This is a genomic window from Aeromonas rivuli (assembly GCF_020149575.1).
Taxonomy (GTDB): domain Bacteria; phylum Pseudomonadota; class Gammaproteobacteria; order Enterobacterales; family Aeromonadaceae; genus Aeromonas; species Aeromonas rivuli.
Genome location: NZ_CP079742.1, coordinates 1,553,610 through 1,567,662, shown reverse-complemented (window position 1 = coordinate 1,567,662; position 14,053 = coordinate 1,553,610). Strand labels below are relative to the sequence as shown.

General features: G+C 61.6%; 14 protein-coding genes. 11 read left to right on the top strand and 3 right to left on the bottom strand.

The genetic code is table 11. The annotated features are described in order from the left end of the window. Positions 1 to 20 precede the first annotated feature (20 nt). Positions 21 to 1,811 (bottom strand): aspartate--tRNA ligase, encoded by a 1,791-nt coding sequence (gene aspS, locus KYK33_RS07435; RefSeq protein ID WP_224432567.1) that lies wholly within the window; start codon positions 1,809 to 1,811, stop codon positions 21 to 23. Positions 1,812 to 2,226: 415 nt separating this feature from the next. Here aspS and KYK33_RS07430 point away from each other — a divergent pair, with 415 nt between their 5' ends. The 8 genes from KYK33_RS07430 to KYK33_RS07395 all read left to right on the top strand — a co-directional run bounded on the left by KYK33_RS07430 (position 2,227) and on the right by KYK33_RS07395 (position 10,105). Next, positions 2,227 to 3,075, top strand: coding sequence for a DUF72 domain-containing protein (locus KYK33_RS07430; protein ID WP_224432566.1), 849 nt, complete (start codon positions 2,227 to 2,229; stop codon positions 3,073 to 3,075). A 254-nt stretch (positions 3,076 to 3,329) separates the two neighbouring features. Then, entirely contained in the window at positions 3,330 to 4,070 is a 741-nt protein-coding gene (gene cmoA, locus KYK33_RS07425) for a carboxy-S-adenosyl-L-methionine synthase CmoA (protein WP_224432565.1), read from the top strand. Beyond that, positions 4,067 to 5,044 carry a tRNA 5-methoxyuridine(34)/uridine 5-oxyacetic acid(34) synthase CmoB gene (cmoB, locus tag KYK33_RS07420; protein ID WP_224432564.1) on the top strand — a complete coding sequence of 326 codons (978 nt, stop codon included), beginning with the start codon at positions 4,067 to 4,069 and terminating at the stop codon, positions 5,042 to 5,044. Before cmoA ends, cmoB begins: the two co-directional genes overlap by 4 nt. Before the next feature lie 52 nt (positions 5,045 to 5,096). After that, a complete protein-coding gene (locus tag KYK33_RS07415) occupies positions 5,097 to 5,885 on the top strand; it encodes an ATP-dependent zinc protease family protein (protein ID WP_449500922.1) in 789 nt (262 codons plus the stop codon). Positions 5,886 to 5,888: 3 nt separating this feature from the next. After that, positions 5,889 to 7,427, top strand: coding sequence for an inactive transglutaminase family protein (locus tag KYK33_RS07410; protein WP_042039738.1), 1,539 nt, complete (start codon positions 5,889 to 5,891; stop codon positions 7,425 to 7,427). Positions 7,428 to 7,430: 3 nt separating this feature from the next. Continuing rightward, a complete protein-coding gene (locus KYK33_RS07405) occupies positions 7,431 to 8,396 on the top strand; it encodes an alpha-L-glutamate ligase-like protein (protein ID WP_042039740.1) in 966 nt (321 codons plus the stop codon). 240 nt (positions 8,397 to 8,636) lie between these two features. Beyond that, the gene (locus KYK33_RS07400; RefSeq protein WP_042044096.1) at positions 8,637 to 9,563 is read left to right on the top strand and encodes a hydrogen peroxide-inducible genes activator; all 927 of its coding nucleotides are present in this window, start codon (positions 8,637 to 8,639) and stop codon (positions 9,561 to 9,563) included. Positions 9,564 to 9,637: 74 nt separating this feature from the next. Continuing rightward, positions 9,638 to 10,105 (top strand): C40 family peptidase, encoded by a 468-nt coding sequence (locus KYK33_RS07395; RefSeq protein WP_224432563.1) that lies wholly within the window; start codon positions 9,638 to 9,640, stop codon positions 10,103 to 10,105. A gap of 43 nt (positions 10,106 to 10,148) precedes the next feature. On the opposite strand, the gene KYK33_RS07390 is transcribed toward KYK33_RS07395, so the two are convergent. Beyond that, positions 10,149 to 10,442: a hypothetical protein gene (locus KYK33_RS07390; protein ID WP_042044099.1), complete on the bottom strand. Its 294-nt coding sequence runs from the start codon at positions 10,440 to 10,442 to the stop codon at positions 10,149 to 10,151. Between the two features lie 209 nt (positions 10,443 to 10,651). Here KYK33_RS07390 and KYK33_RS07385 point away from each other — a divergent pair, with 209 nt between their 5' ends. Next, positions 10,652 to 12,058 carry a coniferyl aldehyde dehydrogenase gene (locus KYK33_RS07385; RefSeq protein WP_224432562.1) on the top strand — a complete coding sequence of 469 codons (1,407 nt, stop codon included), beginning with the start codon at positions 10,652 to 10,654 and terminating at the stop codon, positions 12,056 to 12,058. 64 nt (positions 12,059 to 12,122) lie between these two features. On the opposite strand, the gene cysM is transcribed toward KYK33_RS07385, so the two are convergent. Beyond that, on the bottom strand, positions 12,123 to 13,013 hold the full coding sequence (gene cysM / locus KYK33_RS07380; protein WP_224432561.1) for a cysteine synthase CysM: 891 nt from the start codon (positions 13,011 to 13,013) through the stop codon (positions 12,123 to 12,125). Positions 13,014 to 13,148: 135 nt separating this feature from the next. On the opposite strand from cysM, the gene KYK33_RS07375 reads away from it, so the two are divergent. Both KYK33_RS07375 and KYK33_RS07370 read left to right on the top strand, forming a co-directional pair. After that, a complete protein-coding gene (locus KYK33_RS07375; protein ID WP_042042931.1) occupies positions 13,149 to 13,406 on the top strand; it encodes a GNAT family N-acetyltransferase in 258 nt (85 codons plus the stop codon). Next, complete coding sequence (locus KYK33_RS07370; protein ID WP_224432560.1) at positions 13,396 to 13,992, top strand: nucleotidyltransferase family protein; 597 nt, start codon at positions 13,396 to 13,398, stop codon at positions 13,990 to 13,992. Before KYK33_RS07375 ends, KYK33_RS07370 begins: the two co-directional genes overlap by 11 nt. Positions 13,993 to 14,053: the final 61 nt, after the last annotated feature.

The window sequence follows — 14,053 nt, the reverse complement described above, 5'->3', positions numbered from 1 at the left end:
GCAAGTGCGGCCCTTTTGATTTACTCAGCGCCTTCAACGTCAGCCTTGGTATCGACCTTGGCAACGGTCGCAATCGCCAGCTCGCCGAGCTGGGCCGGATTGGCGAAGCTGGGGGCATCCGTCATCAGGCAAGACGCCGTGGTGGTTTTCGGGAAGGCGATGACATCCTTGATGTTGTCGGTGCCGGTCAGCAGCATGCTCAGGCGATCCAGGCCAAAGGCCAGACCGGCGTGGGGCGGAGTGCCATATTTCAGGGCATCGAGCAGGAAGCCGAACTTCAGGCGCTGCTCGTCCGGGGTGATCCCCAGGATGTCGAACACGCAGGACTGCATGTCGCTGCTGTGAATACGCACAGAGCCACCACCCACTTCGTAACCGTTGATCACCATGTCATAGGCATTGGCATAGGCACCGAGCGGGTTCGCTTTCAGCTCGCTCGGGCTCAGATCGCTCGGGGCGGTGAAGGGGTGGTGCATGGCGGCCAGCCCACCCTCGCCATCTTCTTCGAACATGGGGAAGTCGATGACCCACAGCGGCTTCCAGACGTTCTCGACCAGGCCCAGATCGCGGCCCACTTTCAGGCGCAGGGCGCCCATGGCGTCGCAGACCACTTTCTTGGAGTCGGCGCCAAAGAAGATAATGTCGCCAGCGGCGGCACCGGTACGGGCCAGGATCTCGCGCACTATCTCGTCGGAGAGGAACTTGGCCACCGGCGACTGCACGCCTTCGAGGCCATTAGCGGCGTCGTTGACCTTCATCCAGGCCAGCCCCTTGGCGCCATAGATACCGACAAACTTGGTGTACTCGTCGATCTGCTTGCGAGACAGCTCGGCGCCGCCCGGCACTTTCAGGGCTGCCACACGGCCTTTCGGATCGTTCGCCGGACCGGCAAACACCGCAAACTCAACCGCAGTCAGCAGATCGGCGACATCGACCAGCTCCATCGGCAGACGCAGATCCGGCTTGTCGGAGCCGAAGCGGCGCATGGCTTCGTCGAAGGTCATCACCGGGAAGTTGCCCAGATCCACGGCCAGCACGTGCTGCCACAGCTGGCGGATCATCTCTTCCATCAGCTCGCGCACCTGGGGTGCGGTCATGAAGGAGGTCTCCACGTCTATCTGGGTGAATTCCGGCTGACGGTCGGCACGCAGGTCTTCATCGCGGAAGCACTTGACGATCTGGTAGTAGCGATCGAAGCCGGACATCATCAGCAACTGCTTGAACAGCTGCGGGGACTGCGGCAGGGCGTAGAACTTGCCCTTGTGCACCCGGCTCGGCACCAGATAGTCACGGGCCCCTTCCGGGGTCGCCTTGGTCAGCATCGGGGTCTCGATGTCGAGGAAGCCCTGCTCGTCCATGAAGCGGCGCACGAAGGCACTGGCCTTGGCACGGGTCTTCAGGTATTTGGCCATCTCGGGGCGACGCAGGTCCAGATAGCGGAACTTGAGACGCTGCTCTTCGCTGTTGACCTGGTTGAAGTCGAGCGGCAAGGGCTCGGCGCGGTTGATGATGGTCAACTCGTGGCCGAACACCTCGATGGCGCCGGTGGCCATGTCGCTGTTGCGCTGGGAGTCGGGGCGGCTGCGTACCACACCGGTCACCTGGATGCAGAACTCACCGCGCAGTTCGGAGGCCAGGGCGAAGGCATCCGGTTTGTCCGGATCGAAGAAGACTTGCACTATGCCTTCCCGGTCACGCATATCGATAAAGATCAGACCGCCAAGGTCGCGACGACGATGGACCCAACCGCACAATGTAATGGTCTGCCCTGCATGGGCTTCATTGACCTGTCCGCAATAGATAGAGCGCATGGACTTCTTCCTTCGAAATTGTAAGAGAGACGGTTAACCCTGAGTCGCCGGGCACGACAGGTCAGCACCGTCTGTCTCGCCACTGGCCAGATGCTTGTGCTACCCGGTTTGAAATCAGTCTCGTACCAGCCGGCCCCTTTGAGCCGGCAGCTTGCCGCCGATACCGGCTTGCGACAGTGAGGCCGTCGGCGAAGCATCGGAGAGCCGTTGTTGTATTAACAATTCATGACCGCATGTCACCAGCGCGGGACGCATCATCCGGCGCCACCATCAAAAATTGATAAACAAAGGGGTGGCATTATAGAGGAAAACCCCTATACGGGTAAAATGACCTGCCCCCTCCTTTGCCCTGTTTTTTAGCTCAGTTGGCAAATTTTTGAGGGGAAACGCGACAAAACCGCCAACAGGATCCGCAATGAGCCTCTTTTTGGGACTGCCACAATGGTCCCACCCCGCCTGGCCAGGTCAATTACTCGGCCAGGGCGCCAAGCCCGCCGAACACCTGGCCGATTACGCCAAGGTGTTCAACACCGTAGAAGGCAATACCACCTTCTACGCCTTGCCGACCCCGGAGACGGTGCTGCGCTGGAGCGAGGCGGTGCCGGATACCTTCCGGTTTGCCTTCAAGTTTCCGCAAACCATCAGTCACCAGAGCGATTTGGTCAGCGTGGACAAGCAGGTGAGCGACTTTATCGCCCTGCTTGCCCCCTTGCACGCCAAGCTGGGGTTGCTCAAGCTGCAACTGCCCGCCCGCTTCGGGCCCGCCGGCTTGCCTCGTCTGACCGAGTTTTTCAATCGCCTGCCCCAGGATTTTGCCTATGCGCTCGAGGTACGACACCCCGATTTCTTCGCCAAGGGGGACGCGGAGCGGGCCCTCAATCGCATGCTGATGGAAAAGGGCATCAACCGCATCATGCTCGACTCCCGGCCCCTGTTTTCGGTGCCCGCCACCACGGCGGCCATGATTGACGCCCAGGGCAAGAAGCCACAGCTGCCCGTGCACCTGCTCGCCACCGCCCACGCCCCCGTGGTGCGCCTGATCGGCTTGCCGGATCCTGCCGCCAATCACCCCTTCTTGCCGGGCTGGTTGCCCCATTGGCGCCAATGGCTGGCGGATGGCAAGGATCTCTATCTGTTTATCCATACCGCAGACAATGCCCAGGCCCCGGCGCTGGCGCGCCAGATAGTGCAATTGCTCGGTCAGGAAATGGCCCCCTGGCCGGGGGAAATTGACAGTGCCCGTCAAGGGGTGCTGATGTTTTAGTCTGCGGCACGAAAAAGTCGATTATTTACGGTGGCGGCTTCGCCCTGTTCAAGACAAATGGCCAGCAATCCTCTAGACTAGCGCCCCTATGACGGGTCAGCAGATGGCCCGTGTGAGCGGCCGGGGCATCCAGCAAAACAGGAATCCTTGTGGCCCTTCGCCAGCCGTTGATGCCCGGTACGATTCAGGTGTCAGCCAATACCAAAATTGAACAAAGCCGGGGACAGACAGATCCCCTGCCGGATTGCACCACTATGCATGATCAGATCTTTGCCGCCCCCATCGCCCAACTGGGCGATTTTTGCTTTGACGAGCAGGTCGTCGATGTCTTTGCCGACATGATCCAGCGCTCTGTGCCGGGTTACAGCAACATCATTTCCGCCATCGGCATGATGACAGCTCGCTATGCCCAGCCAGACAGCCGCCTGTTCGATCTCGGTTGCTCCCTGGGCGCCGCGACCCAGGCCATGCGTCGCAACCTGGCGCAACCCGGTTGCCGCATCACGGCGGTCGATCTCTCCCGCCCCATGATAGATAGGGCCCGAGCCCACCTCTTGGGCTTCAAATCCGAGGTGCCGGTCGAGCTCATCGAGGCGGATATCTGCGACATCGCCATCGAGAACGCCTCCGTGGTGGTGCTCAACTTCACCCTGCAATTTGTCGACCCCAAGCAGCGGGCGGCGCTGATCCAGCGCATCTTTGATGGCCTGCGTCCCGGCGGCATCCTGATCCTGAGCGAGAAGCTGCGTTTCGAAGATGAGCCGGTCAACGAACTGCTCATCGACCTGCATCTGGATTTCAAGCGAGCCAATGGTTACAGCGAGCTGGAGATCAGCCAGAAGCGCACCGCGCTGGAAAACGTGATGCGCACCGACACCCTGGCGGTACACCAGGCGCGCCTGCGCGAGGCGGGTTTCGTCCATCAGGATCTCTGGTTCCAGTGCTTCAACTTCGGTTCCATGATCGCCATCAAATCCAGCGACACCCAGCCATGATCGACTTCGCCAATTTCTATCAACTGATCGCCAAGACCCGGCTCAGCCACTGGCTGCATACCCTGCCCGCTCAGCTCCATGCCTGGCAGCATGACAACCTGCACGGTGATCTGCCGCGCTGGAGTCGTGCCCTCAACAAACTGCCGGTGGTGGCTCCCGGCCAGGTGGAACTGAAACATCGGGTCGAGATAGGCCATAGCGAGAGCCTCAATGAGGGGGAGCGCAAGAAGGTGGAGAGCCTGCTGCGTCAGTTTATGCCCTGGCGCAAGGGCCCCTTCACCCTGCACGGCATCCACATCGATACCGAGTGGCGCTCCGACTGGAAGTGGGACAGAGTGCTGCCCCACATCAGCCCCCTGGACGGACGCTATGTGCTGGACGTGGGCTGCGGCAGCGGTTACCACCTGTGGCGCATGGTCGGGGAAGGGGCCAAGCTCGCGGTCGGCATCGATCCCAGCCCGCTGTTCCTCTGCCAGTTCGAGGCCATTCGCCACTTTGCAGGCAACGACCAGCGTGCCCAGATGTTGCCGCTGGGCATCCAAGAGCTGCCGACCCTGCGGGCCTTCGATACCGTCTTCTCCATGGGGGTGCTCTATCATCGCAAGTCCCCCATAGAACACATCGAACAGCTGCGTAATCAGCTCCGTGATGGCGGTGAGCTGGTGCTGGAAACCCTGGTGATCGACGGGGATGAGGAGCAGGTACTGGTGCCATCGGATCGCTACGGCAAGATGCGCAACGTCTGGTTTATCCCCTCAAGCCTGGCGCTCAAGCGCTGGGTCGAGCGCTGTGGCTTCTGCGATGTGCGGATTGTCGATGAAAATATGACCAGCACCGACGAACAGCGTCGCACTGAATGGATGCTCAATGAATCTTTGCTTGATTATCTGGATCCCGCCGATCCCTCCCGCACCGTCGAGGGACTACCCGCTCCCAAACGAGCCGTATTAATCGCTACCAAGGCCAAAGACTAGCCGAGGGCAGTTGTGGAAGTTACACTGATTCAAATCCAGGAAGCACAGCTAAATGAATGACATGAAAAGCAAATTGAAAGGAATGACCCTGCTCTCTCTGCTCAGCCTCGGCGGGTGTGCTCAGTTGGAACAGGCACCCACAGTGCCGCCGCTGACCCTGGCCGAGCTCAGAACAGAATTGAGCCTGAGTGAACAGAAGATCCAGCTCGCCATGGCCCAACAAGCGCGCCAGACCGTCCAGCAACAACAACTGCTGACCCAGCTCAATACTGATGTCGTCAACATGAAAGAATCTGTGAACAAAGTCGATAGCAAGCTGGCCACCCTGCCCGCACAGCCGCCCAAGCCACCCGCGATCCCGACCGAGCAGTGCGCCGCCCCCGATCAGGGCCACACCGTCGATGGCAAGCTGCTGGTAGGGGAAGCGGAGTGGATCTGGGTTGATGCCGCCAATGACGCCTTCCAGGCGCGGGTCGATACCGGGGCAACCACCTCCTCCATCAGCGCCCAGGAGATCACCATCTTCGAGCGCAATGGCAAAAACTGGGTGCGCTTCTTCCTGAGCCATCAGGATCTCGATGACAAGATCCAGATAGAAGCCCCGCTGGTGCGCCATGTGCGCGTGCGCCAGGCCTCTGCCGACGATCTCGACCGCCGCCCGGTGGTACGCCTCACCGTGCGCATCGGCGACATGACCGAGAAGGCCGAATTTACCCTGAAAGACCGCAGCGACATGACCTTCCCCGTGCTGCTGGGTCGCGAATTCCTCAAAGACATCGCCGTGGTCGACGTGGCCCGCGAATATATCCAACCCAAACCCAAGCTCAAGGATGTGAAATAATCCATGGTTTCCCGTAAGCCGTTCTATTTGCTGGTAGCCCTGCTGTTCATCGTCGGCATGGGGATGACCATCTATCACCATATTGCCCTGGACGTGCCGCTCACCCCGGGTGAGAAGCGTCAGATCTGGTCCATCGAGGCCAAACTGGAGTTCGATGCGACCGGGGAACCCGTCATCGCCTCCCTGGCCATTCCGGGTACCCAGCCGGGTTACACCCTGATGAACGAGAATGCGGCGAGCCCGGGCTATGGCCTGTCGTTTGTCGAGAAGAACGGGGATGCCCGTGCCGAGTGGTCCATCCGCACCGCGACCGGCCGCCAGGAGCTCTACTACCGGGTCGACATGATGGCCGATGCCCATGCCAAACCCGCCGCCCTGGCCCAGCCGCCCTCCATCGAGAAGCAGATCGAGAGTGAGCCTTACGCCACGGCCATGAAGCAGATCCTCGAGCGCGCCCAGGAGCGTTCCGCCGATGGCTACACCCTGACCCGCGAGATCATCAAGGAGATCGAGAAGCAGGAGCAGAACGCCCAGTTGCTCAAATCCCACAAGAGCCGCGCCAACCTGATTGCCGAGCTGCTCAACAACGCCGACGTGCCGACTCGGGTGGTGCACGCCCTGAGCCTGGAGGACGGTCGCCGTCGCCAGGAGCTGGTGGACTACTTGCAGGTGTTCAACAGCCCGACCGATTATCAGCTGTTTAACCCCCAGACCGGCGAACAGGGCCGTCCTGCCAATCTGCTGCTGTGGGAATACAACTCCGGTGCCCTGCTGGATGTGACCGGCGGTCATAACTCCAAGGTCACCTTCTCGATGATCGCTCAGGAGCAGCCCGTCAGTGTGGCGCTGTCCCAGAAGTTCGAGCAGTCCGAGATGATGAACTTCTCCATTCACAGCTTGCCGCTGGAGGAGCAGGCGCTGTTCAAGGGACTGCTGCTGATCCCCATCGGGGTGCTGATGGTGGTCTTCCTGCGAGTCCTGGTCGGTATCAAGACCTCGGGCACCTTCATGCCGGTGCTGATTGCGGTCGCCTTCATCCAGACTCAGCTCATCACCGGTCTGGTCGGCTTCCTGCTCATCGTCGGTACCGGTCTGGTGATCCGCTCCTACCTGTCGCGGCTCAACTTGCTGCTGGTGGCGCGCATATCGGCGATCATCATCATGGTGATCTCGATGATAGGGCTCTTCTCCGCACTGGCGTTCAAGCTGGGGCTGACCAGCGGCGTGAAGATCACCTTCTTCCCGATGATCATCCTCTCCTGGACCATAGAGCGGATGTCCATCCTCTGGGAAGAAGAGGGCTCCAAAGAGGTGTTCCGTCAGGGTGGCGGTTCCTTGCTGGTCGCCGTCATCGCCTACCTGGCCATGGATAACGAGCTGATCCGTCACCTCACCTTCAACTTCCTCGGCCTGCAGCTGGTGCTGATGGCAACCGTGCTGGTGATGGGTAACTACACCGGTTACAAACTGAGCGAGCTCAAGCGTTTCAAACCGCTGGTGGATGAGATGAAGTCGGGCGTCACGCCGGGTAAGGACAAGTAACAGATGTGGTTCTGGGAAAAATACACCAGCCCGTGGAGCCTGGCCCAGTCAGGTATCCTCGGCATGAACAAGCGCAACCACAGCTACATCAGCCGCTATAATCCGCGCAACCTCTATCCCCTGGTGGATGACAAGTTGCAGACCAAGAAGATAGCGCTGGATGCCGGCGTGACTGTGCCTGATCTCATCGGGACCATTCGCGAGCAGCATGATGTGGCCCGCATCACCGAGCTGGTCAAGGAGTGGCCGGGCTTTTGCATCAAGCCGGCCCGGGGTTCGGGGGGCAAGGGGATACTGGTGATCCTGCGCCAGGAAGATGGCCTCTTCTACAAGCCCAACGGCAGCGCCTCCAATGGCCAGGATCTGGAGCGTCATGTCTCCAACATACTGGCTGGGCTCTATTCCCTGGGCGGCAAGCCCGACGTGGCGCTGGTGGAAGGGCTTATCAACTTCGATGATGTGTTCGACGGCTATTCGTTTGAAGGGGTGCCCGATGCCCGGGTGATCATCTTCAAGGGCTTCCCGGTGATGGCCATGATGCGTCTCTCGACTGCGGCATCGGATGGCAAGGCGAACCTGCACCAGGGCGCCGTGGGGGTGGGTCTGTGCCTGCGTACCGGCCGGGCGCTGCGGGCGGTGCAGTTTGGCAACCCCCTGCGCCACCACCCGGACACCGGCCTGGACTTGTACGAGCTCAAGGTGCCTCACTGGGATACCCTGCTGACACTCGCAGCATCTTGCTATGAGATGTCGGGACTGGGTTATATCGGCACCGACATGGTGCTCGACAAGTTCCGTGGCCCCATGCTGCTCGAACTCAACGCCCGCCCCGGCCTCGCTATTCAGATAGCCAATGGCCGCGGTCTGGTGCCCAATCTCAAGACCATAGAGAAGCTGGGGTCGACCAAGATGACGGTGGCGCAGCGCGTCGCCTTCTCCAAGGAGCACTTCGGCATCTTCGACGAGTGATGGTGTCGCAGACATTGACTCAAGCGCGCCTTCGGGCGCGTTTTTTTATTGGGAACACCCCTGACTCGCCACTCGCGCCCCCAATCCCCCTGCCCGCCACCCCCGGGGATAAAGCTTGCTACAGGCTGAACCCAGGGAGGCTTTCAGCCTGTCAGCGCCCTTTATTAAAGCGACAAGAAACGGCGCCAATGTTAGATTAGTTAAATCAAATTAAATAGATAGAACGGATCAGGTACTCCTATGCAACGCTGGCCCAGCCTGAAACAGCTCCAATATCTGATAGCGCTCGACGAACACAAGAACTTCAACCGCGCCGCCAAGGCGTGCCATGTCAGCCAGTCGACCCTGAGCACCGGCATCCAGACCCTGGAAGACATGATGAACCTGCAACTGGTCGAGCGCGACCACAAGAGCTTCATCATGACCCCCATCGGGCTGGAGGTGGTCGAGCGGGCCCGCAACCTGCTCTCCGACGCCCGGGATCTGATGGAGCTCGGCCAGCAGCAGGGGGGAGTCATGCAGGGTACGGTGCGGCTCGGCTGCATTCCGACCATAGCCCCCTTCCTGCTCAGCAAGCTGGTGCAACGCTGCGCTAAAACCTACCCGGATCTGGAGCTGCTGCTGCGGGAAGACACCACCAGCAACCTGCTCAAGCAACTGGAGCAGGGTCAGCTCGACCTCTTGATCCTGGCGTTGCCCATCGAGATTGGTGGTTTCCATTGCAAGGCGGTCGGTCAGGATCCCTTCCACATGGTGATGCCCAGCGACATGGCGGCGGGGCTGCACATGCCGTTCGACTATAAAGAGCTGCCCAGCCAGAGCATCTTCCTGCTCGAGCGCGAGCACTGCCTGACCGAGCATGCGGTGAGCGCCTGTCGGCTGCGGGACAAGAGCAAGATCAACCCCTTTGCCGCCACCAGCCTGCACACCCTGGTGCAGATGGTCGGCGCCGGGCTCGGCACCACCTTCTTGCCACAGATGGCCATTGATGCCGGCATCCTGGATAACACTGATCTGGTGGCCATCCCGCTGCCGGGTGAGCAGGCCTACCGGGAGATAGGCCTGGTATGGCGCCCAAGTACCACTCGGGTCCAGACCTTCTACAAGCTGGCTGAGCTGGTCAAGCCGCTGATCGAGCCCCAATCCGAGTCGGCTCTCACGACATGAATGAAGGGGCTTCTCTCTTCCAGGTTGGCATGCGGGCACTGCGCTCACGTTTGAATTCGAGATGAGGGAGTGAAATGTCGATGAAGCTGATCCTGCCCCTGCTTGCCCTGTTGCTGGCCGCCTGTTCCAGTACACCGGAGCCTGTGCCCCCCTCAGCGCCTGACAAAGCCTTCAATGGCTTCTTTCAACAGTGGCGCGGGGTTCCCTATCGCATGGGTGGCAGCAACAGAGCCGGGCTAGACTGCTCCGCCTTCACCCAGCTCGCCTATCAGCAGGTGCTGGGCTTCCAGCTGCCCCGCACGACCGAGTCCCAGGCCGATCTCGGCGAGGCCATCCCTCGCAGCGAGCTGCGTCATGGGGATCTGGTCTTCTTCAAGACCGGCTGGGATCAGTATCACGTCGGCGTCTACACCGGGGCCGGGGAATTTATCCATGCCTCCACCAGCAAGGGCGTGATCCGCTCACGCCTCGACAATGTCTACTGGCGCAAGCATTACTGGCAGGCACGCCGCCTGACCTCCGTCACCGGGCCCGCCGGCTGACAACACTCAGGCCCCGAGGGGCCTGAGTGTTGCGTGGGACGGGTCAGGCCTTGCGGTGCCAGCGCGGTGAACTCGCGGTCTCCCCCCAGGGGGTGACACAGGCCAGATGCGCCCCCTCGATGAGACGGTCGCTCTCCCCGAGCACCTCCCCCACCTGGCGATGGATCAGCTTGAGCGCAGGCAAGGGCTGGCTCGCCAGGGAGTGTCCCGCCGCAAAGTAGGCACCCTGATGATGCAGCGCCAACTTCTGGACGAACTCATAGGTATTGAAGCTGGCAGGCATGCGATCTACCACATCATCGACCTTGGTCAGCAAGCGTTCCAATTCCTCTGTCATGACACTCTCTCCCTCTGCTGTGATGAAACACAAATTACCCCAAAATGGTTAGTTTTGACCAGTACCAAAGATGGCTCATGGGCGGTCAACACGATACGGTTGCCGAAAATGGGTGGCGGCGCACGCTTCGCCGCCGCGCCGGGGCCCATGGCTTTACAGAGTACGCGAGGACGAGTTAACGTTCTGGGCCTTATTGTCCGGGAGCCCCTATGGAACAGGCCATGCATTTTGCCACCCAGCTGGATCGACTCAAGTCAGCCTATCAGGCCGCCCCTGCCCCGTCACTCGCCAAGCGACTGGCCAGACTAACGCGACTGGAGCAAGCCCTGCGCACCCACAAGGAGGCGCTCTGCCAGGCGCTGACCCAGGATTATGGCAAACGCAGCCGAGCCGATAGCCTGCTCGCCGATATCTTGCCCTGTCTCACCCAGCTCAAACATGTCCGCAGGCACCTCAAGAAGTGGATGGCTCCGAGTCGGCGCCACCCGGGGCTGCTGCTCACTCCTGCCCGGCTCGATGTCATCTATCAGCCCCTCGGCGTCGTGGGCATAGTGGTGCCCTGGAACTTCCCGGTGATGCTGAGCCTGGGGCCCCTCATCGGCGTCATTGCGGCCGGCAACAGAGCCATGCTCAAGCTCTCCGAGTTCACCCCGGCCACCAATGCGGTGCTCATCCAGCTGCTGAGCGACGCCTTCGAACCGGACGAGGTGGTGGTGTGCGAGGGGGACGCCCAACAAGGGGCCGCCTTCTGCGCCCTCCCCTTCGATCATCTGATCTTTACCGGCTCGACCAGCATCGGTCGGCAGGTGATGGCCAGCGCCGCCCGCCAGCTCACTCCGCTCACCCTGGAGCTTGGCGGCAAATCCCCCTGCCTCATCGGGCCGGAGATGCCGATGAGCCTGGCGGTGGAACGAATACTCTATGGCAAGAGCCTCAACGCAGGCCAGGTCTGTGTCGCCCCCGACTATGTACTGCTCCCCAAAGGCGAGGAGGGCGCTTTTATCCAGGCCTATCGCGAACGCTTCGAGCGCCTCTACCCGCAGGGATTGGCGAGCGATGACTACGCCTCCATCATCAACCCGCGCCAGTATCAGCGGCTCATCGACTGGCTGGAGGAGGCCGTTGCCGCCGGTGCCCAGGCTCACCCCTGCGCCACCCCGGCCCGGGATGACGAACGGCACCGACTGCTGCCCCATCTGTTGACCGAACTGCCCGACCACTGCCAGCTGATGCGAGAGGAGATCTTCGGTCCCCTGCTGCCCCTGATCCCCTATGAGAGCCTCGATGAGGCCATCGCCTATATCCAGGCCAGGCCCAGGCCCCTGGCCCTCTATCTGATGAGTCTGGATCCCGCGTTGCAAGCCAGGGTGATCAGGGAGACACACTCAGGGGGGGTCGCCATCAATGAGACCCTGCAACAGGTTGCGGCGGACGATGCGCCTTTCGGGGGCATAGGCCCCTCCGGCATGGGTCACTACCATGGGCGGGAGGGATTTCTCACCTTCTCCAAGGCCAAGACGGTACTGCGCCGGGGCAGGTGGAGCCCAGGTACCCTGCTCCAGCCCCCCTATGATCGCTGGTACAAGAAGCTGCTGCTGAGCTGGCTGACCCGCTAAGCGCCACCATCAAATGACAGCAGGGGCCCATGGGCCCCTGCGGTTGACTGATCCCGGATCGGGTTCAGGCGGGTTCATCGAACACCCCTGTGGAGAGGTAGCGATCCCCTCGGTCGCAGATGATGGCGACGATGATCCCTTGCTCCAGCTCGGCGGCGATGCGCAGGGCCCCCGCCACGGCGCCGCCCGAACTGACGCCGCAACAGATCCCCTCTTCCCGGGCCAGACGACGCATGGTGGTGAGCGCCTCTGCCTGAGTGATGTCCAGCACCCGATCGACCCGCTCTGGCTCGAAGATGGCGGGCTGGTAGGCGGCGGGCCAACGACGGATCCCCGGAATGTGGCTCCCTTCGGCCGGTTGCAAGCCAATCACCTGCACCGCCGGGTTCTGCTCCTTGAGGTAACGGGAGACCCCCATGATGGTGCCGGTAGTGCCCATGGCAGAGACGAAGTGAGTGATGGCTTCGCCACTCTGACGCCAGATTTCAGGGCCCGTGCTCTGATAGTGAGCCTGCGGGTTGGCAGGATTGTTGAACTGATCCAGCACCACACCCTCCCCCCTGGCCGCCATGGCCAGCGCCAGATCCCGCGCCCCCTCCATACCATTGTCGACCAACACCAACTCGGCGCCATAGGCCTGCATGGCGGCACGGCGCTCCTGGCTCATGTTGCTTGGCATGATGAGCCGCATCCGGTAGCCCCTGGTGGCCGCCACCATGGCCAGGGCGATGCCGGTATTGCCCGAGGTGGCCTCGATCAGCCTGGCGCCGGGCCGTAAGCGACCGCTCGCTTCGGCGGCGCGGATGAGGCTCAGCGCAGGCCTGTCCTTGACCGAACCGGCCGGGTTGTTGCCCTCCAGTTTGACCAAGATGGTGACGCCCTGGTGGGGATTGATGCGCTGCAGACGCACCAGCGGGGTGTCGCCTATCAAATCGTCTAGGGTGGCAAAGGCCATGGTGGCTTCCTGTGCAAATGCGCGGATGAGTTGGCGCGGCTAACGTGGCATCATGAGGGGAGCAGTGTAAGCGAGCTCGCCTCCCCGGCAAAGCGCCGTGCGGCCAGGCTGGCCATAGCAAGAACAGGAGTCCCCATGACAGACATCATTCATGATCAACAGCAGCAAGCCTTCCTCTGCGTGGTTGACGGCCATGAGGCCCGCCTGCGCTACCGGTTGCTCGACCAGCATCAGGTCGATGCCTACAGCACCTTCGTGCCCGGCGAGCTGCGTGGCCAGGGGCTGGCAGACAAGCTGGCGCGGGCCCTGTTCGACTGGTGCCAGGCCCAAGGTCTCGAGATAGTCCCAAGCTGCAGTTATATCGAGACCTGGTTGCGGCGCCATGGCGGTTGAGCCTGCGGCTCAAGCAGAGCCCTCTTTCGAGTCCGGCTTGCGGCTGCAAACCGAGGCGCTGCTGCGCGCCGACCCCTATCGCATGGCCTGCCTGATGGCCGCGCGGGATCTGGCCCTGCCCGACTGGGCGCTGGGGGCCGGCTTCGTACGCAACCTCATCTGGGATCATCTCCACCACAAGGCCGAACCAACCCCGCTCAACGATCTGGATCTTGTCTATCTGGACTCACAGGATATGGAGGGGGCGCGAGAGTCGGCCCACGAAGCCTGGCTGAGCGCCCGTCTGGCCGGTCGCTGGCAGGTACGCAATCAGGCCCGCATGCACCAGCGTCAGCATGTGGCCCCCTTTGACAGCAGCGAGCAGGCTCTGGGTCACTGGGTCGAGCTGCCCACCTGTGTCGGGGTTCGTCTGCTGCCAGATGGTCAGCTGCTCTGGCTGGCCCCCTTTGGCCTGGCATCCTGCTGGTCCCTTGAGGTCCTGCCCAACCCCCGTTGTCGGCAACCCCGGTCTGTGTTTGATGAACGGGTCGCCAGCAAGGAGTGGCGCCGACTCTGGCCTCTGCTCCAGATCCCGGCACCGCAGTAGCATCAGGATGAGACGGGCTGCGGGCAAGGGGCCACACTCAGTAAAAAAGCCACTTTGGCAC